The sequence below is a fragment of the Microbacterium sp. HD4P20 genome (genome assembly GCF_019449275.2).
Classification (GTDB): Bacteria; Actinomycetota; Actinomycetes; order Actinomycetales; family Microbacteriaceae; genus Microbacterium.
On record NZ_JAHZQZ020000011.1, the window covers coordinates 379,799 to 399,898 of the forward strand.

Genomic DNA, 20,100 nt, shown 5'->3' on the forward strand with positions numbered 1-20,100 from the left:
CCGCACGACCTCGTCTTCTAGCGTGAAACCATGACTGATCTCACTGGAAAGCGCGTCGCATTCGTGGCGACCGACGGATTCGAAGACAGCGAGCTCACTTCTCCCTGGCAGGCGGTGACGGATGCCGGAGCCACGGCGGTTCTGATCGCACCGGAGTCGGGCGAGGTCAAGGGCAAGAAGGGCCACACCCAATCGGTGGACGAGGTCACGGCCGATGTGAAGGCGGACGACTTCCACGCCCTGGTGCTGCCGGGAGGAGTCGTCAACGCCGACCACCTGCGCATGGATGATGCGGCCGTCGCCTTCACCCGCGCGTTCTTCGAGCAGCACAAGCCCGTCGCGGCAATCTGTCACGCGGCGTGGACGCTCATCGAAGCGAAGGTCGTCGACGGTCGCACGCTGACGAGTTATCCGAGCCTGCAGACCGATCTGCGCAATGCCGGCGCCACCTGGGTGGACGAAGAGGTGGTGGTGGACGATGGTCTCGTCTCGAGCCGCACTCCGGACGACCTCCCGGCGTTCAACGCCAAGCTGGTCGAGGAGATCGCTGAGGGCCGGCACTCCGCGCAGTCCGCGTAGCGGCTGAGCGGGGTCTCTGCATCACGAGCCCGGTCGTGGCTTCGGCGGCCTGGTCGCAACGGGCTCCACGTCAGACTGATCCGGCCCTGGTGGCTGGTCGCCGCTCTCGATGAGCACGGTGTGGGGCTCATCGAGTCGAATCCCGGCTTCACGAAGGGCCTCCAGGACGGCGGGGACGGCACGGTCGATCGCTACGGTTCGTGACGATCGATCGGATGCGGCCCACAGTCGGACCTCGACCTCAAGAGCGCCGTTCTCCGCATCGGTCACGACCGCGTCGGGCTCCGGGGTGCCCTCCACGCGCATCCCGCGCAGGGCGCGACCGATCGCCCTGCGCGCTTGTGCGGCATCAGTGCCGGCATCGAGGAGCAACCGGAATGAGACCCGCACAGTGGGGTAGTGCGTGCTCACCTCGAGAGAACCGGTGACCGCCCTTCAGCACGACCACTCGATTCTGGCTCGCGGGATCGATCGCGGGCAGTCGCTTGCGCGTGAGGCGGATTTCACCTAGCGGAGAATCCGTGCGGCCCCACACGCGCTCGCATTAGCGAGCCGGATGGGTGCAAGCAAGTGGCTTGCACGGCCTCGGCGGCCGCGTAAACCATGTCGTCATGGCGATCGCACCGGCTCCCGACAAGATCTACGAGCGCGCTGAAGCGGAGGGTGAGCGCAGGCTCTCGATGACCGTGCTCGAAGAGGGCGCCACGGGCTTCATCGCGGGCGTGACGATCGTCTTCGGCATCACCGCCTGGGGGATGGTGGAATCTTGGATGGCCCCCGCCTTCGGCGATGGCCCCGGCAGGGTCGCCGGCGCTCTCGCCTTCGCCATCGGGCTGGTGTTCTTGGTGGTAGGCCGTTCCGAACTCTTCACCGAGAACCTGTTCGATCCTGTGGCTGCCGCGCTGGCTGCGCCGACTCGGAAGAAGTGGTGGGGCCTGGGGAGACTCTGGGCACTCGTCCTGCTGTTCAACCTCATCGGTGGCGCGGCGATGGTGCTCATCTTCTCCATTCCAGGTGCGCTGCCATCCGTCGCGCATGACACGCTCAACCTCCTCGCCGAAGAGACCGCGGGAAACAGCCCCCTGGCGACCTTCGCCAGGGCCATCGCGGCAGGGACCCTGCTGACCCTGCTTTCGTTCCTCCTGAACGCCGTCGATTCTGTGGCCAGCCGCATCGCTCTGGCCTTCATGGTCGGCTTCTTCCTTGCCCTCGGACCCTTCGACCACGTCGTCGTATCGGCTCTCATGCTCCTGTTCGGTGTCTTGCTCGGGGGAGACGTCGACTATGGAGATGTCGGTGTCAATATCGGGGTGGCCACCGCCGGCAATCTGCTGGGCGGCATATTGCTCATGACCGTGACTCACGTCGTGCAGCACGTCGGCGCCCGCCGGTCCAGCGAGGACTGAACCGCCGCCGGCCGAGTACGGGTTACGGGTGCGCCACGCCCCTGGTATGGCGCACCCGCTGGCGGTGGGTCCGCACGATGCGTCTTCTCAGCGCACGGTGTGGTCCTTAGGGTGGTCGCATGAGCGAAGCCGGGTGGCGGGCATTCCTATCCGGTGACGGCGTGGACGACTGGGTGATCCTGCACGGCGGCCCGACGGCGGTTTTCACGGTGGCATCCCTGCAGGCGGCTGCCCGTCTTGCGGCGGTGGTAGCGGAGGTGCCGGGACTTGGTGAGAGGGTTCTGCTCACCGCTACGTCGGATCACCTCACCGTGAAGCTGACCCGTGAGATGTGGGGCACCGAGCGCGACCACCTCGACGTCGCGCGAGACATCTCCGCTCTTGCGCGCGAGCACGGTGCGGTCGCTGATCGACACGCGGTGCAGGAGGTCCAGGTGGCGATCGCCGCGAAACCGGAGGCGATCGACCTGCCCTTCTGGCGCGCCGTGCTCGGCTACGCGCCGCTGCATGACGACAACTGCATCGATCCGCTCGGTCAGGGCTCGACCGTATGGATGCAGGATCTCGACCCTTCCAAGTCGCTCCGACACGCCATGCACATCGATGTCTCGCTTGCGCACGACCATATCGGGGCGCGTCTGGCCGAGGCTGTGGCTGCGGGGGGACGCATCGTTGACGACTCGGAAGCGCCGAGCGCGTGGATCCTCGCGGATCAGTCGGGCAACAAGGTCTGCCTCGCGGCGTGGCCGGACGGAGCCCGCCCCGCGAGCGTGGGCGACTCCGCCGGCAATGAGGTGTGACACCCGAACGACTCGTTCCGCCCTCGATCAGACATTGCGAGCGCGTGCACAGCTGTTCGGTGGAGCGGAAGGCGACCGTGTATCGGCGAGATCACGGACAGCCACCGCTCAATCGATCGAGGAGGTCAGCGGCGCTTCCGTGCGCGGATCGCGCCGTACGCGCGCATCAACTGGGGGACGACCAGGTATACCGCGAGGGGGACGACGATCAGGGTGAGCACGAACGCCCGCGCCACCGGGTGCCAGTCGACCGAGATGGGTCCCATGGCGAGCATGCCGATCGCGACAAGCGGGAAGATCGCCAACCATGTGATGACCGCGCGGACGTGTACGGACGGCGGTTTGGGTGCCGACGGAGCGACGACGGCAGCGCCGGTGGAGTCTCGCACGCCGGGGGTGGTGGGTGTAACCATCGGGGCTCCCTCTGGGGTCGGCTGGTCAGGAAACTGCAACGGCCGAGCCAAGACCGGCATTCCCGTGGGTGAGCGTCATCGAGCCGGACGACATCCTGTCCCGTGCGGTTGCGACCTGCTCGTGGGTGAGGCGGGCCGATCCGCCCTGGCCGCTACGGTGGGGGCATGCGGTCTCGCTCAGTTCTGGTCGTCAGTGCGCTATTCCTCACTCTTGGTCTGACTGCGTGCGCCTCGGCAGCGGCTGGTGGCGGGGCACCCACATCCGAGGCGATGAGTGAGCCCTCTGAGACGAGCGAACCGACCTCTTCGGAGAGCACGGATGCCGCGGCGCGGGAGCAGGCTCAGGCGTGGCTCGATGCGGCTGTCCTGCCGCCAGGAGCCGTCCCCTCCGACGTGAGTGTCGGCAGGTTCGACTCGTGGACAGGGTGGCCGTGCGGCCCGGTCGAGGACCTCGAAGCGTTCTGGACGATCCCCGGCGCGACCGTCCACGAGACGGCCAACTGGCTGATGGAGCACCCGACCGCCGATCTGGTGACGACCGCGATCGGGCCGGTGTCCGATGATCCGGCGATCACTTCAGCGATCGTCGGTTACATCCCTGCGCCGGACGCCCAGGAAGGGATCGTCTACACGGTCGCGAAGATCCACGACGGTGTCGCGGTCAGAGCCGAGATCGCGGCTCAAACCGAGTCCGCGGCCTGCCCGTCCCTCCCGAACGGCGCGACGTACGGAGCCCCTGGACAGGGCTAGCGGCGCCTGGGCGGATGCGCTGTCTCAGATGGGCCGGCGCGCGCCCGCCGAAACTCACCGAACTGTCGCAAATGGCCGCGTCGACCGCGTAGAAGCGGCCGTTCGCGACGTCTCTGCGAGAAGTACGTGATCGCTGCCGATCAGGCACGGCTGGTGTTCCTACCCACTCGCTCCGACCGGTGCGGCCACCGTCACTGCGAGAACCTGACGGTACGGGAATGGATGCCGGGGCCTACGGACTCTTCGTCGACCCCGACGAAGTCCAGCACGGCCTCGGTTCCCACCGGCACCGTGACCTCGACGTGCAGCGCCCCGTCCTCGATGCGCCAGGTGATAGCCGCCTCGCCGTAAGGGGTGAGGTGTCGTGCCGAGGCCGAGGTGAGTCCGCCACCGGGCCGCGGCGCGAAGCGGATCCTGCGGTATCCCGGTGCGTCGGGGGCGAGGCCGGCGACGACGCGGTGCATCCAGTCGGCGACGGCGCCCAGCGCGTAGTGATTGAACGACGTCATCGTGCCCGGGTTCACGGTGCCGTCGGGCATGAGCGAATCCCAGCGCTCCCACACCGTGGTCGCACCCTGCTCCACCTGGTAGAGCCAGGACGGGCACTCGCGCTCGAGCAGCAGATCGTAGGCCGTGTCGATGTGCCCGCCGGCGCTCAGCGCATCCGACACCAGCGGCGTGCCGACGAACCCGGTCGCGATGCGATTGCCTGCGTCGCGCACGAGCTGCGCAAGACGGGAGGCCGCGGCATCCCGTCTGTGCGGATCGGTGATGAGATCGAACCGCAAGCCGAGAGCGTACGCCGTCTGCGCGTCGCTGGTCATGGTGCCGTCGGCGTTCACGTACTCCGCGGCGAACGCGGCGACGACCTCGGCGGCCAGGGCGTCGTAGTGCACGCGCTCCTCATCCAGGCCGAGCACCTCGGCCATGCGCGCGACGGTCCGCGCCGACTTCGCGAAGTACGCGGTGGCGACGAGGTAGCGGTCGGTGCGGGCGTCGGCCGGGTCCTGCGGGGGCGCGGCCGGGTCGAGCCAGTCGCCGAGCTGGAACCCGGTGTTCCACAGGCGCGACGGTCCGGCCAGGCGCGCGAGCAGATCGACCCAGCGGCGGGCGCTGTCGAACTGCGCGCGCAGCACGCCGGTGTCGCCGAAGCGCTCGTAGAGCGTCCAGGGCAGGAGCGTCGCGACGTCGCCCCACGCGGCGCCCGGCCGTATCGGCGTCCACATCCGGTCGGCGGGGATGACAGGCACGTACCAGGGGACTGTGCCGTCGGGCAGCTGCTCGATCGCGAGGTCGTGCAGCCAGCCCGAGAGCATGCCCGACACGTCGTACAGCGTCGAGGCGGTCGGCCCGAAGACCTGGATGTCGCCGGTCCAGCCGACGCGTTCGTCGCGCTGCGGGCAGTCGGTCGGGATGTCGACGAAGTTGCCGCGCATGCCCCAGCGCACGTTCTCGTGCAGGCGGTTGAGCGCCGGGTCGGAGGAATCGAACCACCCGGTGCGCTCGAGGTCGGTGTGGTAGACCCGGGCGATCAGGGCGCCGGCGGCCGCATCGGCGTCGAGGTCGCCCGGCCAGCCTGCAACCTCGACGTAGCGGAAGCCATGGAAGGTGAATCGCGGTTCCCACTCCTCGACGTCGCGGCCGGCGAGGGTGTAGTTGTCGGCCGAGCGCGCGTCGCGCAGCGGCCGCGTGTAGATCTCGCCGTCCTGCATCACCTCGGCGGTGCGCAGGGTGACGGTGGCGCCCGCGGGCCCGCTCACGCGGATACGCACGCGGCCGACGAGGTTCTGCCCGAAGTCGAGGATGCGTGAGCCACTCGGCCCGGTGAGCACCTCGACAGGGCGGAGCTCCTCCGTGCAGCGGACCGGGGGAGCGGTGGGTGAGACGAGAGTCGCGGGGTCGCGGTGGCGCTCTTGCACGCCCTCCCACCCGGCCTCGTCGAAGCCCGGGGACGACCACCCTCGGTGCTCTTCGCGGGCGTCGTAGTCCTCTCCGTCGTAGATGCCGCTGTGCAGGATGGGGCTCGCCGCCGAGGTCCAGGAGTGGTCGGTCCCGATGATCTCGCGCGAGCCGTCGGCGTACGTGAGCTCGAGCTGACCGAGGAAGGACTGGTCGGCGCCGTAGAGGTTGCGAAACCCGCCGCGCCAGCCCAGCCGGCCGCGGTACCAGCCGTCGCCGAGCCACGCGCCGATCGCATTGGTGCCCGGGCGCACGCTGTCGGTGACGTCGTAGGTGTAGTAGCGAAGCCGCTGCCCGTACACGGTCCAGCCCGGTGAGAGCGTGTCGTCGCCGACGCGCTCGCCGTTGAGCTCGGCCTCGTACAGGCCGTGCGCGGTCGCGTACAGCCGTGCCCGGACCAGCCCGCCCTGCGCCTCGAACTCGCGGCGCACGATCGACGGGCGGCGCTGGTCGGAGTGGGCGTTCTCATTGCGGATAGACCCGATCGGTCGCGCCACCCAGTCCGACGGCTCGAGCAGCCCTGCTTCGAGGGTGGTGGGGGCGGATGCCTCGGACCACGCGCCGTCGGCACCCCGCACGGCGATCCGCACGGTGACGATGTCGCGCGAGCTCAGGGGATCACCGGGCCAGTCCACCAGCACCTGCTCGGGGCTCTGCACTTCGTGCGACGTCGTCGCGCCGCCGCGTTCGAGTTCGACGCGGTAGGCGTCCTGCCGCCAGCCCGACGGAGCGGAGGCGACCGTCCACGAGAGCCGCGGCATCCGTTCACCGATCCCGAGGGGTTCGCGGTGATGCTCGATGCGGGGCGCGTCGACGATGACGGTCATGGTGGGCCTTCCCGGGTTGGTTCGGTGGAAGCTCTGAAACGTTTCGGTCCTGCGTGTACAGTGAGTGTGGCATCGACTTCGAAACGTTTCAAGTCGTGGCGGCGCGAGGAGGCATCATGACGATCGGTGTGACGGGCAGTAGTGGCAAGCTCGGCCGCGCGACGGTGGAGCGCCTGCGGGCCGACGGCCACGACGTGATCGGCTTCGACCTCGCCGGTACTTCCGGTCCGGGCTTCACGCGCGTCGACCTGACCGACTTCGGGCAGACGCTCGACGCCCTTCTGTCGGTGACGGCACGCCACGACGGACTAGACGCCCTCGTGCACCTCGCCGCCATTCCGGTGAACGGCCTCGTGCCGGATGCCGCGACCTTCCACAACAACATGACCGTGTCGTTCAACGCGATGTTCGCGGCGCACCGCGCGGGCATCCGCACCATCGTGCTCGCCTCGAGCATCACCGCGATGGGGTTCCCGTTCGACGAGGCACCGCCCTCGCTGCCCGTCGACGAGACCTACACGAGCGCCAACAACACCTACGGGCTCGGCAAGGTCGCGGAAGAGACGATCGCCGCCCAGCTCGCCCGGTGGCACCCCGACACCTCGATCACGGCGCTGCGGTTCACCAATGTCGTCGCTGAGGATGAGTACGCGACGTTCGAGCGGGCGGGCGATCCGCAGTACCGGCGCGATCTGGTCGGCTCGTGGATCGACGCGCGTGATGGTGCCGAGGCCGTCGCGCTGGCACTTGCCGCCGCCCAACCGGGCTTCGAGGTCTACAACGTCGCCGCTCCCGAGTCGGGCGTGGCCTCGGCATCCCGCGACGTGGCAGCCCGGTGGTTCCCGGGCACGCCGGTCGCCGATGACCTCGGCGAGTTCGAATCGCTCATGTCGACGCGCAAGATCCAGGAGCGGCTGGGCTTCACCGCCCGGTACGACTGGCGCTGATCGTGTCGAGACCGGGAATCCGCCAGGTCGCCGAGCGCGCAGGAGTCGCGGTCGGCACGGTCTCGGCGTTCCTCAACCACCCCGACCGCGTGTCCGCGGAACGGGCCGGACGCATCGCCGCGGCGATCGCCGAGCTCGGCTTCGTGCCGAACACGGCGGGCCGGCAGCTTCGCCTCGGCGTGAGCAGCGTCATCGGCTACCTCTCACCCGATGTCAGTAACCCGCACGTCGCCGAGATCGCGCGAGAGGTCGAATCGCGGGCCCAGAGCCTCGGCATGACTGTCTTCCTGGCTCACTCGCACGGCGACCGCGCTCGCGAGGACGCCTACCTCGAAGCCTTCGAGCAGCGCCAGGTGCGGGGCCTTCTCGTGTCGTCGTTCGAGCCGGTCGAAGATCGGCTCGCCGCGCTCCGCGATCGAGGCACGCCCTCCGTGCTGGTGGGGCGCCGGGCCCGCCGCGAAGACCAGCCGTCGGTGTCGATCGACGATGTGTCGGGCGGTCGGCAGGCTGCCGAGCACCTGATGGTGAGCGGATGCCGTCGGCTGGCGTTCGTGGGAGGACCGCTGCCCGTGCAACAGGTCGCCGATCGGCTCGAGGGCGTGCGCGCCGTGACCACGGCGCTCGAAGTGATCGAGGTCACGGATCGGTCGATCACAGCGGGTCGCGCCGTCGGTGCCGCCATCGTCGCGCGGGGTCCTGAAGAACGGCCGGATGGGATCTTCGCGGCGAACGATGTGCTCGCGCTCGGCATCCTGCAAGCGCTCGTGGCGGGCGGCGTATCGGTGCCGGCCGAGATCGCGCTGGTCGGCTACGACGACAACGAGTTCGCCGAGGCATCCCTCATTCCGCTCACGAGCGTCCGAGCCCGCCATGAGGATTTCGGCGCGACGGCCGTCGATCTGCTCTTCGAGGCGATCGAGCACGCGTCGGTGCCCGACCCGCAGCGCGTGTACGCACCGGAGCTGATCGTGCGCGAGAGTTCGCGCCGCACACCCCGTACCCCCTGACCCACAGTTCGTTCGTCGTATATGTACGCCGGACGGGCGATTTCACGTACATATACGACGAACGAACCGAAGGAGAACGACGTGTCCCCCTCCCAGCCGCATGAGCTGTACCGCCCCATCGAGCTGACGTTCGAGGGATCGGCGCTCATTCCCGCCGATCGCACGCCGCTCACCGTGCGACTGCGGCACGCGGCATCCGGAGCCGAACGCGCCGTGCCGGGATTCTGGGACGGCGGCACCACGTACCGCGCAAGGTTCGCCCCCGATCTCGAGGGGGAGTGGACCTGGCAGACCGAGAGCGAGGATGCCGCGCTGTCGCGAGTGACCGGCACGTTCGAGGTCGTCCGCGGCGAGGACCACGGCCCCGTGCGGGTGGCGCATCGCTTCCACTTCGCGCACGCCGACGGCACGCCCTTCCGCCCGGTGGGTGCGACCGCGTACAACTGGCTGCACCAGGGCGAGCCTCTGTTCTCCTCCACCGTCGACGCGATCGCCGAGGCGGGGTTCAACAAGTTCCGGTTCATGGTCTTCCCGCAGGGCGGCGGGTACATCGAGCACGTGCCGGAGCTGATGCCGTTCGAGAAGACGGACGGCCGGTGGGACGTCGCGAAGCCCGTTCCCGAGTTCTTCCAGCGTCTCGACCGCGCCGTCGGGGTGCTCGGGGAGCGCGGCATCCAGGCCGACGTGCTCATCTACAACGCCTATGACCGTGGTCAGTTCGGTCTCAACGAGTTCACCGAGGAAGAGGACGCGATCTACCTGCGCTACCTCGTTGCTCGCCTGGCCGCCTACCCCCACGTGTGGTGGTCGCTGTGCAACGAGTTCGACCAGCTGGAGCGGCCTGCCGAGCGCTGGGATCGCACCGGTGCCCTCCTGAACGAGATCGACCCGTACGACCACCTGCGCTCGATCCACAACTGGATCGAGCTCTACGACAACAACAAGCCGTGGGTGACGCACGCCTCGATCCAGAACGGCTCGGCGACCACCGACTTCGGCCGCGCCAACCTCTACCGCGACGTTTACGGCAAGCCCGTCGTGCTCGATGAGATCAAGTACGAGGGCGACATCCCGGAGCGGTGGGGCAATCTCGACGGGCACGAACTGGTGCACCAGTTCTGGATCACGACGGTCGCCGGCTGCTACGCGTCGCACGGTGAGAGCTTCGTCACCGAGAGCGGCAGCCTGCACATGGTGGAAGGCGGACCGCTGCGCGGAGAGTCGCCCGCGCGCTTGGGGTTCCTGCGCCAAGTCCTCGAGAACGTGGACGGCCCAGGGCTCGACCCGATCGACAAGTGGGATGACCCCGCCCACGTAGCAGGCGTGCCGCGGCAGATCTACGTGCAGTATCTCGGGCGCTCGGCGCCGGAGTCATGGGAGTTCCGCCTGCCGATCGGCGTTCCGGGGGAGCGGGTCGAAGAAGGCGACGTGTTCGAAGTCGACGTCATCGACACCTGGAACATGACGATCACGCCCGTCGGCCGCCGGTTCACGCTGACCGACGTGCAGCGCAACGACGCCTACGACCGCGAGTCCGCTCCCGTGGCGCTGCCGGCAGGCGAGGCGCTCGCGCTTCGCATCACCCGCGTCGAGGCGTGAGCGTGGCCGTTGGTGGTGGCCGGTCGTCGAGCGCGCTCGCGAGACGAAACGCGTCGAGCTGACGTCGCTCGCTGGTGAGGCGTTTCGTCTCGCTCGTTCCTCGCTCGCTCAACGACCGGAAGTCACAGACGGGCGAACGTCCCGGCAGGCACCGTGACGGCGCGGGTCGTGCCGTCGGCGATCTCGACTTCGACCCGGCGGTCGCGGCGGTCGAGGTTTGCGACCAGTACGGTATCGACGCCGTCCATGCGGGCGCCGATCGCCCACACCAGGCCGTCGGGCGACGAACCGCGCAAGCCGGATGCCCCCGAGAGGCCGGCGAGCGCGGTCACCGCCGCGGCGACAGGACGCGGCGAGCCGTCGGCGGAGCGGATGCCGCGATCGCCCCACTCCTCGAAGTAGGTCAGCGTCGCGACCCCCGGCACCGACAGGGCCGCGGCGCTCGCGATGGTCCACGCGGCCAGCTCGGGAGAGGTCTGTCGGGCGTCCACCGCGTCGGTCAGGCCCGCGCCGTAGCCGTCGCGCAGGTCGTCGTGCTCGGGCATCGGCGGCGGCACGGTCGCCACGTCGTTGAAGTGCGGGCGCAGCGAGATCGGGCCGATGTGCACCGGAGTGCCGCCGGCGATCTCGACTGCCTGCGTCGCGACCAGCCGCTGCATCGGTAGCGACTCGATGAGCTGCGCGGTGCTGAGACTGTGAAAGAGCGGTGTCACGCTGAACACCACGCCGTCGAGATCGCCGGGGAGCCGGTGGCGCTCCCGATTGAGCTCGGTGAAGTGCGAGCGCGCCCCGCCGACCACGTCGATCCTCACCCCGGCTTCGGCGAGGGTGCTTCGCAGCAGGGCGATGGCGGCGGCATCCGACACATGGCGTGACGGTCCGGTCGGCCAGAACGCTGTTACGCGGACGACGGGCAGACCGTCCAGAGCCCGCACGCCGTCAGCGATACGGGCGTGGTCGTCGTCGGCGATCACGAAGCGCACGTCGAGGGGACGGCCGGCGGATGCCGCGCGCTCGAGCGCCGCCCGCCAGTTGCGGGTCGCGAGATCCAGCTCGACGAGCACCGCGCTCGCCGACGGCGTGCCGGTCGACGGGGTCAACGTGGGCGCCGGGGCGGGACCCGTTGCGGCGGACACCGCGATCGCGGGGAACGGCGTGCCGGGCTCGAGCCGGATGTGCGCCGTGTCGTCGGCGTCCGCGACAAGCGGTTGTCCCGCAACCGTGATCGCGATCGACTGGACGACCCGCTCACCCGGGGCGAGCCGGTAGGGGACGGGAAGCGAAAGGGGACGGCTGTACGTCTTGTACGAGGCATCCGTCCAGTTGCGCTGGTCTTCCATCTCGAAGACGTCGCCCTCGAAGCGGAGCCCGACGCTCAGACCGGCGTCGTTCCACGTGAGCCCCGCGATGTCGAACGCCGGCTGGTGCGGGCTGATGCGCGCAGGGAAGCGGGTCTTCTCGACGTCGCCGCCGGGGTGGCGGATCTGCAGCGCCTCACCCGCGAGGCGCGGGTGATGCAGCACGACCAGCCCGGTGCGATTGGTCAAGAATTCGCTCTGCGACTCGAGGTCGGTCAGCACCGTGAGGCGGCCGGGGCCGCGCATCTCGGCGCGGACGATGCCGCGCACGTCTGCGCCGAGTCCTTGGGAGCGCACATGCAGGGTGACGGCGAGCTCGCTCGTGTCGACCCGGTCGACCATGAGGCCCGCGGTGTCCCAGTTGCGATCGCGGATCACCGCACGGACCGACCGCAGTACGACGTGGCCCTCGTAGGCGATGTCGGCGACCTCGTCGTCGCGCACTTCGAGCGACCACGGTCCGCTGCGCCATGCCCGCACGCTCTCGCCCCACCACTGCCCGGTCATGCTCCCGATCCTCCTCTCTCTACCCCCGACCCACCGTGTTCACTTGCCCTGTGTGTACGCGGTTCCGGCACTTCGCCGTACATTCAGGGCAAGGGAACGGCCAGGGCCACGGCGTGGACGCGGCCAGCGCCGCCCCGCGCCACCACGGTCAGATCGTCATGCCGCCGTCGACGGCGAACAACGCGCCGGTGGCGAATGCGGCGTCGTCCGAGGCGAGGAACACCATGATGCCCTCGACGTCGTGGGGTGTGCCGGCGCGGCCCATCGGAATGCGCCCGATGATGCCCGCACGCGCCTCGGGGTCTGACGTGATCGTCGTCACGAGCGACGTCTCGGTGTAGCCGGGAACGACCGTGTTCACCCGGATGCCGCGATCGGCATATGCCGCCGCGACCGTACGGGTGAGCCCGTGGATGCCGGCCTTGGACGCGCTGTACGCGGTGAAGTCCTTGCCCTCGCCGTTCAGTCCCGTCGGCGAACCGGTCAGGATGATCGAGCCGCCGCCGCGCGGCAGCATCGAGCGGATCGCGTGCTTGACGGTCAGGAAGGTCCCGGTGAGATTCACGTCGATCGTCCGCCTCCACACCTCGAGGTCGAGGTCGGCTGCCGGTGCATCCTGCCCGAACAGCTGCACGCCGGCGTTTGCGACGACGACGTCCGGCGCCCAGTTCGCGGCGTCCAGCTCGGTGAAGGCGGCATCGACCGATGCCTCGTCCGAGATGTCCATGACCGATGCCCGGGCCGACGAGCCCAGGGCCTCGGTGGTCGACGCGGCGGCCGCGGCATCCCGATCCGCGATCACGACCCGCGCGCCCTCACGGACGAAACGTTCCGCTACAGCCCTGCCGATGCCGGTGCCGGCACCCGTGACGAGTGCGGTCTTGCCCTCGAGTCGCGACATGCTGCCCATTCTCAACGCTCGGTGCGACTGCGGTCGATCTTCGGGAGGTGGAGCATGCGCGCGAGGTTCTTGTCGAGCTCGTCGTCGCGGAAGATCTTCTTCCAGTCCTCCTTGATGATGCTCTCACGGCCGTAGTCCATGGCGATGAGGCAGGCGTCCGAGAACGGGTTGTCGCCGCGCAGGGCGTTGGCCAGCGCCACCTGGGTGTGGCCGTACAGGATGCTGCGGGCCGCCGCCTCGGGAACACCCATGGTGTTCACGGTCTCTTGCAGCGCCTCGTTCAGCAGGGCGCCGATCATGCAGGCGACGGTCTCGACGAGGGTCGGCTCGAGCTGGGCGAGCTGCTTGATCGTGACCCAGTGCACGTCGATCACGGGTGCGTAGATCGCGCGGACGGTGGCCTCGACGATCGCCTGCTTGGCCGGGTCGTCGGACTCGATCGCGGCGATCGCGTCCTGCGGGGCGGCGATGCCGCCGAAGGTGTCGGCCCACTCCTCGGGTGTCTGCCGCTGCAGGAAGATCGAGGGGTGGCACGGGTGCGCGACGGCCTGGATGACGTCCTCGCGCGTGGTGAGCAGACCGGCGTACGCGGCGGCGGGGTCGAGCGTGAGCACGATCGCTCCCGGCTGCAGCTGGGGCACCAGGTCGGCGGTCACGGACTGCAGGGCGAGGTCGGGCACGGCGAGCACGACGATCTCGGCGTCGGCGACGGCGGTCGCAGCATCCGTCAGCTCACGGCCCGCGTCGATCGTGCGCTGCTGTCCGGCGGGCGAGTTCTCGACGTACGCGACCTCGTGCGCCGTCTTGACGAGATTGTTCGAGACGCGCATACCCATCTTGCCGCCCGCTCCGATGACGGCGATCTTGTAGGTCTGGGTGCTGGTCTCGTCGGCGGTGGTGCTCATGCGATGCTCCTCAGGTATTCGACGGTGATGCGGGTCCATTCCCGCTCGGTTCGGATGGTGGTCTCGGCGTCGCCCTGCCACGAGAGCCAGTGCTCGACGATCTCGTTGACCTCCGGCTCGTTGACGCCGCGCTCGCGGGGGCGGACGGTGGCGAGCAAGTGGGCGTAGTCGTGCAGGCCCTCACCCATGGGCGCGCCACCGTAGGTGAAGCCGACCCAGCCGGCCTGGCGGGCGAAGGCGAAGTCCTTCACATGGATGTTCTTCACGTGCCGCGCGGTGGCCTCGACACAGTCCCGCGGGCGCTCGAGGCGAGCGACGACGTTCGCCGGGTCGAGGCACACGCCGAGCCGCTCGCTGCCGATGCGCTCGATCAGGGCGACCAGCTCGTCGGTCGCGACCTGCTCGTACGTCTCGAGGGCGAGGTCGACTCCTGATGCCTCGAAGCCCGGCAGTGCGGCGCGCAGCCAGTCCTCGGCCTGAGCCAGGGTGGGCCGGGTGTCAGGGGAGTAGAGCATGCTCCGCACGAGGTGCGCGTCGAACAGCCCGGCGAGGTCGAGGAAGCGGGTCAGTCGCTCGGGCTCGATGCCCTTCGTTCCCAGTTCGATCGTGAGGCCGAGGTCCCGTGCGGCGGCCGCGGCCTCGGCGAGCTCGCCCGAGCCCATGGACTCGAGCGGGGCGTAGTCGCAGATCTGGAAGAGGTCGATTCCGAGGGCCTTGGTCGCCTCGAAGGCGCCGACGAGCGACAGCGGCTCCGGCACCTGGTCGGAGTGCTGCCAGAAGAACGCATAGGTCCCGAGGCCTATCATGCGGGCTCCCGCTTCGCTGCGAGGGCGGATGCCTCGTCGAGGACGGTGATGAGGGCGTCGGGGTCGTGGGCGAAGCGGCCGAGGAAGAGGCCGTCGACGTGGTCGCCGAGTTCGGTGAGCAGTCCAGGTCCGGCTGAGCCGCCGTAGATGATGCTGCTGCCGGCGTGTGCGGGGAGTGCGTGAAGCGCGGTGCGCAGCGCACGGGTGACGGTGGTGATGTGCGCGGCGGGTGCGGGCTGGGGTGCGCCGATGGCCCAGACCGGTTCGTACGCGACGAGGACCGGGCCGGCGGGAGCGTCCTCGAGGTCGGCGTGCAGCTGGGCGACGGTCGCTGTGGCCGCGTCACGGGCTGCGAGGTGGTCGGTTTCGCCCACGCACAGCACCGGCGTGATGCCCGCGCCCAGTGCGGCGGCGACTTTGGCGGCGACGACCTCGTCGGTCTCGGCGAACAGGCGGCGGCGTTCGGCGTGGCCGACTTCGGCATACGCCACGCCGAGCTCGGCCAGCTCGTCCGCGGTGACTTCACCGGTGAACGCGCCGGGTGGGAAGGCCGAGACGTCCTGCGCGCCGACCGCGACGGGGGTGCCGGCGAACGCGTCGAGCGCGGCGGGGATCTGCAGGTAGGTGGGGATCACGAACAGCCGCACGTCGCCGGCGGTCACCGCGAAGTGCTCGCCCACGCGCTGGGCGACCTCGGTGAACCAGGCCGCGGCCTGCTGGTGCCCGAAGTACGTCTTCAGGCTCACCCCCACCACGACCGGCCCGGACATCAGCAGCTGCCGGTGGTCTCGTACTCGTCGATCACGGCGACCTTCTCCGCCGATGCCGAGGACTCATCGAACCGGTAGGTGAGCCACTCGCGCACCAGGCGGCGGGCCAGCTCGATGCCGATCACGCGCTGGCCCATGGTCAGCACCTGTGCGTTGTTGGACAACACACCCCGCTCCACCGAGTACGAGTCGTGCGCGGTGACCGCGCGGATGCCGGCGACCTTGTTCGCCGCGATCGCCACCCCCAGGCCGGTGCCGCAGATCAGCAGCGCACGGTCGGCATCCCCGGCCGCAACACGCTGGGCAGCCTCGATCGCGACCCTCGGGTACGGGGTGTGGCCATCGGCACCCACACCCACATCGATCACCTCGGCCACACCAGGGTTGTTGTCGAGGTCCTGCTTGAGGACCTCTTTGTAGTCGAAGCCGGCATCATCGCAGCCGACAACGATCCGCAGCGGCTCCCTGGTCGGCGGCTGAGGCGTGGTGGCGGTGTCAGGCATCGGCCTTCTCCTTCTCGGTCGTGAGCAACTCGCCCACGGCGGTGGCGATGAGGGCGAGCGAGTGCGCACCCGGGTCTGGCGTGCCGAGCGCGTGCTCGCCGTGGGTGCGAGCCCGTCCCATGCGGGGGAGCAGGTCTGAGGTGGCCGTGGCGGCGCGAGTCGCGGCATCCGCGGCCGTCCGCCATGCCGTCGCGAGGTCGGCGCCGCCGTCCACCGCGTGGGCCAAGGTCGAACTGAACGGCACGAGCGCGTCGACCATCGTCTTGTCGCCCACCTCGGCCTTGCCGAAGTCGATGACTCCACGGGATGCGGCGGCCACCCCGGCCGCGACGGTGGTGGCCTCCGGGCGTCCCTGGTCGCCGAGCTTGGCGGCGATGGCGTTCAGGATGACGCCCCACAGCGCCCCCGACGTGCCGCCGGCCTTGTCGGACCACGCGTCTGCGGCCCAGGCAAGTGTGGTGCCGGCGCCGGCACCGGCGTCGACCGCGACGCGAGCGGCGGCCAGCGCGGCGTGTGAGCCGCGCTGCATGCCGATGCCGTGGTCGCCGTCCCCGGCGATCGCGTCGATGCGGCCGAGTTCGTCGGCGTGGGTGTCGACGGTCTCGGCGATGGTCTGCACCGCGGCGAGCACGGTGGTAGCGATGGCGCGGGATGCCTCGTCCGCCGGTGGCACATCCTCGAGGGTCGCATCGGCCGGGGCCGAGGAAGCACGTGCACTGAGCGAGGTACGAGCCGAAGTGTCCGCCCGCGCTGCCGTCGCGACCGACCCGCGCCGGTAGGCGGGGGTGTCGACGGGTGTGTCCCACAGGTCGGACAATTCGCTGTTCTGATCAGCACCGTCGGGCCAGAACAGGGTGAGCGAGGTTCCGGCCATGTCGAAGCTGGTGCAGTACTCGCCCACGTGCGGGTCGATGATCTCCAGCCCGGCGTCGGTGAGCAGTTGCGCGATGCGCCGGTAGACGACGAACATCTCCTCGTACTTCAACGACCCCAGCCCGTTGAGGATCGGGACCACCCGGGCCCCGGCCGCGGTCACCCCGCCGGGCACCTCGTCCAGCAGCCGGCCCACCAGCAGCTCGGCCAGTCCGTCGGCGGTGGGGATGCCGGTCTCATCGATGCCCGGCTCACCGTGGATACCCAGCCCCACCGCCATCCGACCCTCCGGCACGGTGAACAGCGGCGCCTCAGCACCGGGAAGCGTGCAGCCGGTGAACGCGACACCGAACGAACGGGTCCGCTCGTTGGCCAGCCGTGCCACCCTGGCCACCTCGGCAAGGTCGTACCCCGCCTCGGCCGCAGCCGCGGCGATACGGAACACCGCCAGATCCCCCGCGATCCCGCGACGCCTGTGCTTCTCCTCGGCGGACGCGCTCACCACATCGTCGGTGACGGTCACCGTCTCGCACGCGATCCCCTCGCCCCGCAGCCGCTCCTGCGCGGCATCGAAGTTCAGCACGTCGCCGGCGTAATTGCCGTAGCAGAAGAACACCCCACCACCGTTGTCGGCGGCCTTGGCCACCGCATACACCTGCTGCGCCGACGGCGACGCGAACAGATTCCCCATCGCCGCACCATGCGCCAGGCCCTGACCCACCAGACCCCCGAACGCGGGATAGTGGCCCGATCCTCCGCCCACCACGACAGCGACCTGACCCGCCGGCGACACCGTCGAGCGCACCACACCACCGGTCACCCGCCGCACATACCGCTCGTTCGCCGCCACGAACCCCGCGACCATCTCATCCGCGAAATCCGCCGGCTCATTCCACAACCGCGTCATCGGACCTCCTCCGCGGCGGCCGCGCTGGCGGGTGTCGGAGTGACCGCCGGGGCGCCGCTGTCATGGAGGGCGCCGTCGACGGTCGCCGCGTTGATGCGGTTGCTGCGAGCGAGCAGCACCATCAGCACGGCCGAGACGAGCATGAAGAAGCCGACGATGAACATCGGTACCTCGTAGTTGCCGGTCCAGTCGCGCACCGCACCGGTGATGTACGGCGCCGAGAATCCGGCGAGGTTGCCGATCGTGTTGATGAGGGCGACTCCTGCTGCCGCCGCGGCTCCGGTGAGGAAGCGCGTGGGCAGTGTCCAGAAGTTGGGCAGCGCCGCGAAGATCGCGCACGCCGTTACGGTGATGACCGCGATCGTGGCGGCGGGGGAGCCCGCGAACAGCGCGAGCGGGATGCTGACGGCGCCGGCGATCGCGGGAACGGCGATGTGCCAGGTCTTCAGGCCTCGCTTGGAGGCATCCCGCGACCAGAAGTACATGACGATCGCGGCCGGCAGGTACGGGATGGCCGTGATGAGACCCTTCTGCAGAACGTCGAAGGTCTGCCCGGTCTGCGCCTGGAACCCCTCGATGATCGTCGGCAGGAAGAACGCCAGCGCGTACAGACCGTAGATGAAGCCGAAGTAGATGAAGGACAGCACCCACACGCGGCCGCTCTTGAAGGCGTACTTCGCCGAGACGTGGCCGTGCTCCTTCTGCTGTGTGGCCGCCTTCTCGCGGTCGAGGGCGTCGGTGAGCCACACCTGCTCTTCGCGGGTCAGCCACTTCGCGTCGGCCGGCTTGTCTTTGAGGTAGAACCACGCGATGACGCCCACGATGATCGCGGGGATCGCGACGCCGAAGAACATGAACCGCCAGCCCTCGAGGCCGAAGAAGACCTGGTCCTGCTGGATGAGGAGCCCGGCGAGCGGAGCGCCGATGACCGTGGTGAGCGGCTGAGCCAGGTAGAAGAGCATGAGCACCCGGCCGCGGTACTGCGCGGGCACCCACAGACTGAGGAACAGGATGGCGCCGGGAAAGAAGCCGGCCTCGGCGACACCGAGCAAGAACCGCAGCACGACGAGCTGCTCGAAGTTCTGCACCCACGTGAACAGCAGCGCCACGATGCCCCAGCTGACCATGATGCGAGCCAGCCAGCGCCGGGCGCCGAACTTGTGCAGCGCCAGATTCGACGGCACCTCGAGCAGGATGTAGCCGATGAAGAAGACGCCCGACGCGAAACCGAACTGAGCCGCGCTGAGCGCAAGGTCGTCGTTCATGCCGTTGGGTGCGGCGAAGCCGATCGCGGTGCGATCGAGGTAGTTGATGAAGAACATCAACGCCACGAACGGCACGAGGCGAATCGACACCTTGCGGATCGCCGAGGCGGCGACGGTCGGCGCCTCGGGGGCGGTCTTGCTCTGGTCCACGGTGACTCCTGCTCATCGACGACGATCGAGGGTGGTTGCCGACCATTGTGGCAAACCGGTTGACCAAATGCAAGAACCGGTTGACCGGTTATGGCGTGAGAGCACGCAAACCGGTTAGGTTGTTCGCATGCCCGCCTACCCCGACGACCGGTCCGCCGAGATCACCGCCGCTCTCGGCGTGCTCCCGAGCGGAACGCCGGCCTCGGAGGTGGCCCGACGGCTCATGGATCTGTTCACCGGGGGGTCCATAGACCCCGGCACCCGGCTTCCGCCGGAGCGGCAGCTCGCGAGCACCCTCGGAGTCGGCCGGTCGGCGGTGCGCGAGGCACTCGCCGCTCTCGAGATCCTCGGCATCGTGGACGTGCGGCCCGGATCGGGCACCTACCTGCGAGGAACGGCGAGCGAGCTGCTGCCGCAGACGCTGCGGTGGGGGCTGCTCATCGGACGCAAGAGCACGACCGAACTGCTCGACCTGCGGTCTGGCCTCGAGATCTACGTCGCGCGCCTCGCGGCTGCGCGTGCCGAGGCATCCGCTCGCGCCGCCCTCGCGGCGTCGATGGAACGCATGCGCGCTGACGTGGCCGACCTCAAAGCCTTCGCCCGCGCCGATCGGGACTTCCACAACGCGCTGGCGACCGCCGCGGACAACGAGACGCTGGTCGACCTGCTGCACGTGGTGCGCTCGCTCCTGCAGGTCTACGCCGATCGTGCCGTGCATGACGAAGACGAGGCTCGCACGGCCGTCGCGGAACACGACGCGGTGTATCGCGCCGTCGAGGCGGGGGACGAGGATGCCGCGGCCTCGGCCATGGCCGCGCATATGGCGACCGCATCCCAGCGTCTGGCTGCCGAGGCGGCTCGCTGACCG

Annotated in this window: 18 protein-coding genes; 8 read left to right on the top strand and 10 right to left on the bottom strand. The window is 69.4% G+C overall.

The features are described from left to right. The first annotated feature begins 30 nt into the window (after positions 1-30). The 3 genes from K0817_RS04850 to K0817_RS04860 all read left to right on the top strand — a co-directional run bounded on the left by K0817_RS04850 (position 31) and on the right by K0817_RS04860 (position 2,785). Positions 31-579, top strand: coding sequence for a type 1 glutamine amidotransferase domain-containing protein (locus K0817_RS04850; protein ID WP_219980265.1), 549 nt, complete (start codon positions 31-33; stop codon positions 577-579). Between the two features lie 611 nt (positions 580-1,190). Next, the gene (locus K0817_RS04855; protein WP_219980267.1) at positions 1,191-1,985 is read left to right on the top strand and encodes a formate/nitrite transporter family protein; all 795 of its coding nucleotides are present in this window, start codon (positions 1,191-1,193) and stop codon (positions 1,983-1,985) included. 119 nt (positions 1,986-2,104) lie between these two features. Further along, on the top strand, positions 2,105-2,785 hold the full coding sequence (locus K0817_RS04860; RefSeq protein ID WP_219980269.1) for a VOC family protein: 681 nt from the start codon (positions 2,105-2,107) through the stop codon (positions 2,783-2,785). Positions 2,786-2,910: 125 nt separating this feature from the next. On the opposite strand, the gene K0817_RS04865 is transcribed toward K0817_RS04860, so the two are convergent. Beyond that, positions 2,911-3,198: a hypothetical protein gene (locus K0817_RS04865; RefSeq protein WP_219980270.1), complete on the bottom strand. Its 288-nt coding sequence runs from the start codon at positions 3,196-3,198 to the stop codon at positions 2,911-2,913. Positions 3,199-3,468: 270 nt separating this feature from the next. Here K0817_RS04865 and K0817_RS04870 point away from each other — a divergent pair, with 270 nt between their 5' ends. Continuing rightward, positions 3,469-3,948 (top strand): hypothetical protein, encoded by a 480-nt coding sequence (locus tag K0817_RS04870; RefSeq protein ID WP_219980272.1) that lies wholly within the window; start codon positions 3,469-3,471, stop codon positions 3,946-3,948. Positions 3,949-4,139: 191 nt separating this feature from the next. Here K0817_RS04870 and K0817_RS04875 read toward each other — a convergent pair whose 3' ends face one another. After that, positions 4,140-6,734, bottom strand: coding sequence for a glycoside hydrolase family 78 protein (locus tag K0817_RS04875; RefSeq protein ID WP_219980274.1), 2,595 nt, complete (start codon positions 6,732-6,734; stop codon positions 4,140-4,142). Positions 6,735-6,850: 116 nt separating this feature from the next. On the opposite strand from K0817_RS04875, the gene K0817_RS04880 reads away from it, so the two are divergent. The 3 genes from K0817_RS04880 (at position 6,851) to K0817_RS04890 (ending at position 10,287) form a co-directional block, all read left to right on the top strand. Next, a complete protein-coding gene (locus K0817_RS04880; protein ID WP_219980276.1) occupies positions 6,851-7,681 on the top strand; it encodes an NAD(P)-dependent oxidoreductase in 831 nt (276 codons plus the stop codon). A gap of 2 nt (positions 7,682-7,683) precedes the next feature. Continuing rightward, on the top strand, positions 7,684-8,688 hold the full coding sequence (locus K0817_RS04885) for a substrate-binding domain-containing protein (protein ID WP_219980280.1): 1,005 nt from the start codon (positions 7,684-7,686) through the stop codon (positions 8,686-8,688). An 81-nt stretch (positions 8,689-8,769) separates the two neighbouring features. Further along, the gene (locus K0817_RS04890) at positions 8,770-10,287 is read left to right on the top strand and encodes a DUF4038 domain-containing protein (protein WP_253735177.1); all 1,518 of its coding nucleotides are present in this window, start codon (positions 8,770-8,772) and stop codon (positions 10,285-10,287) included. Positions 10,288-10,409: 122 nt separating this feature from the next. Here the strand turns inward: K0817_RS04890 and K0817_RS04895 are convergent, their stop codons facing one another. From K0817_RS04895 to K0817_RS04930, 8 genes are all read right to left on the bottom strand, one after another. Next, positions 10,410-12,152 (bottom strand): hypothetical protein, encoded by a 1,743-nt coding sequence (locus K0817_RS04895; protein ID WP_219980284.1) that lies wholly within the window; start codon positions 12,150-12,152, stop codon positions 10,410-10,412. Positions 12,153-12,300: 148 nt separating this feature from the next. Next, on the bottom strand, positions 12,301-13,053 hold the full coding sequence (locus tag K0817_RS04900; protein WP_219980286.1) for an SDR family NAD(P)-dependent oxidoreductase: 753 nt from the start codon (positions 13,051-13,053) through the stop codon (positions 12,301-12,303). An 11-nt stretch (positions 13,054-13,064) separates the two neighbouring features. Further along, on the bottom strand, positions 13,065-13,958 hold the full coding sequence (locus K0817_RS04905; protein WP_219980288.1) for a phosphogluconate dehydrogenase C-terminal domain-containing protein: 894 nt from the start codon (positions 13,956-13,958) through the stop codon (positions 13,065-13,067). After that, positions 13,955-14,764, bottom strand: a complete 810-nt coding sequence (locus K0817_RS04910; protein WP_219980289.1) for a sugar phosphate isomerase/epimerase — start codon at positions 14,762-14,764, stop codon at positions 13,955-13,957. The genes K0817_RS04905 and K0817_RS04910 overlap by 4 nt, the downstream gene beginning before the upstream one ends. Beyond that, complete coding sequence (locus K0817_RS04915) at positions 14,761-15,534, bottom strand: triose-phosphate isomerase family protein (RefSeq protein WP_219980290.1); 774 nt, start codon at positions 15,532-15,534, stop codon at positions 14,761-14,763. Before K0817_RS04915 ends, K0817_RS04910 begins: the two co-directional genes overlap by 4 nt. After that, entirely contained in the window at positions 15,534-16,037 is a 504-nt protein-coding gene (locus K0817_RS04920) for a ribose-5-phosphate isomerase (RefSeq protein WP_219980291.1), read from the bottom strand. Before K0817_RS04920 ends, K0817_RS04915 begins: the two co-directional genes overlap by 1 nt. After that, the gene (locus K0817_RS04925) at positions 16,030-17,817 is read right to left on the bottom strand and encodes a dihydroxyacetone kinase family protein (RefSeq protein WP_219980292.1); all 1,788 of its coding nucleotides are present in this window, start codon (positions 17,815-17,817) and stop codon (positions 16,030-16,032) included. The genes K0817_RS04920 and K0817_RS04925 overlap by 8 nt, the downstream gene beginning before the upstream one ends. Next, positions 17,814-19,232, bottom strand: coding sequence for an MFS transporter (locus tag K0817_RS04930; RefSeq protein ID WP_219980293.1), 1,419 nt, complete (start codon positions 19,230-19,232; stop codon positions 17,814-17,816). Before K0817_RS04930 ends, K0817_RS04925 begins: the two co-directional genes overlap by 4 nt. 127 nt (positions 19,233-19,359) lie before the next feature. Here K0817_RS04930 and K0817_RS04935 point away from each other — a divergent pair, with 127 nt between their 5' ends. Further along, a complete protein-coding gene (locus K0817_RS04935) occupies positions 19,360-20,097 on the top strand; it encodes a FadR/GntR family transcriptional regulator (RefSeq protein WP_219980294.1) in 738 nt (245 codons plus the stop codon). Positions 20,098-20,100: the final 3 nt, after the last annotated feature.

What these genes read in the sequence shown, in the direction of transcription:
- K0817_RS04850 (WP_219980265.1), top strand. Translation starts at nt 31, where the DNA reads ATGACTGATCTCACTGGAAAGCGCGTCGCATTCGTGGCGACCGACGGA.
- K0817_RS04855 (WP_219980267.1), top strand. Translation starts at nt 1,191, where the DNA reads ATGGCGATCGCACCGGCTCCCGACAAGATCTACGAGCGCGCTGAAGCG.
- K0817_RS04860 (WP_219980269.1), top strand. Translation starts at nt 2,105, where the DNA reads ATGAGCGAAGCCGGGTGGCGGGCATTCCTATCCGGTGACGGCGTGGAC.
- K0817_RS04865 (WP_219980270.1), bottom strand. Translation starts at nt 3,198, where the DNA reads ATGGTTACACCCACCACCCCCGGCGTGCGAGACTCCACCGGCGCTGCC.
- K0817_RS04870 (WP_219980272.1), top strand. Translation starts at nt 3,469, where the DNA reads ATGAGTGAGCCCTCTGAGACGAGCGAACCGACCTCTTCGGAGAGCACG.
- K0817_RS04875 (WP_219980274.1), bottom strand. Translation starts at nt 6,734, where the DNA reads ATGACCGTCATCGTCGACGCGCCCCGCATCGAGCATCACCGCGAACCC.
- K0817_RS04880 (WP_219980276.1), top strand. Translation starts at nt 6,851, where the DNA reads ATGACGATCGGTGTGACGGGCAGTAGTGGCAAGCTCGGCCGCGCGACG.
- K0817_RS04895 (WP_219980284.1), bottom strand. Translation starts at nt 12,152, where the DNA reads ATGACCGGGCAGTGGTGGGGCGAGAGCGTGCGGGCATGGCGCAGCGGA.
- K0817_RS04900 (WP_219980286.1), bottom strand. Translation starts at nt 13,053, where the DNA reads ATGTCGCGACTCGAGGGCAAGACCGCACTCGTCACGGGTGCCGGCACC.
- K0817_RS04905 (WP_219980288.1), bottom strand. Translation starts at nt 13,958, where the DNA reads ATGAGCACCACCGCCGACGAGACCAGCACCCAGACCTACAAGATCGCC.
- K0817_RS04910 (WP_219980289.1), bottom strand. Translation starts at nt 14,764, where the DNA reads ATGATAGGCCTCGGGACCTATGCGTTCTTCTGGCAGCACTCCGACCAG.
- K0817_RS04915 (WP_219980290.1), bottom strand. Translation starts at nt 15,534, where the DNA reads ATGTCCGGGCCGGTCGTGGTGGGGGTGAGCCTGAAGACGTACTTCGGG.
- K0817_RS04920 (WP_219980291.1), bottom strand. Translation starts at nt 16,037, where the DNA reads ATGCCTGACACCGCCACCACGCCTCAGCCGCCGACCAGGGAGCCGCTG.
- K0817_RS04925 (WP_219980292.1), bottom strand. Translation starts at nt 17,817, where the DNA reads ATGACGCGGTTGTGGAATGAGCCGGCGGATTTCGCGGATGAGATGGTC.
- K0817_RS04935 (WP_219980294.1), top strand. Translation starts at nt 19,360, where the DNA reads ATGCCCGCCTACCCCGACGACCGGTCCGCCGAGATCACCGCCGCTCTC.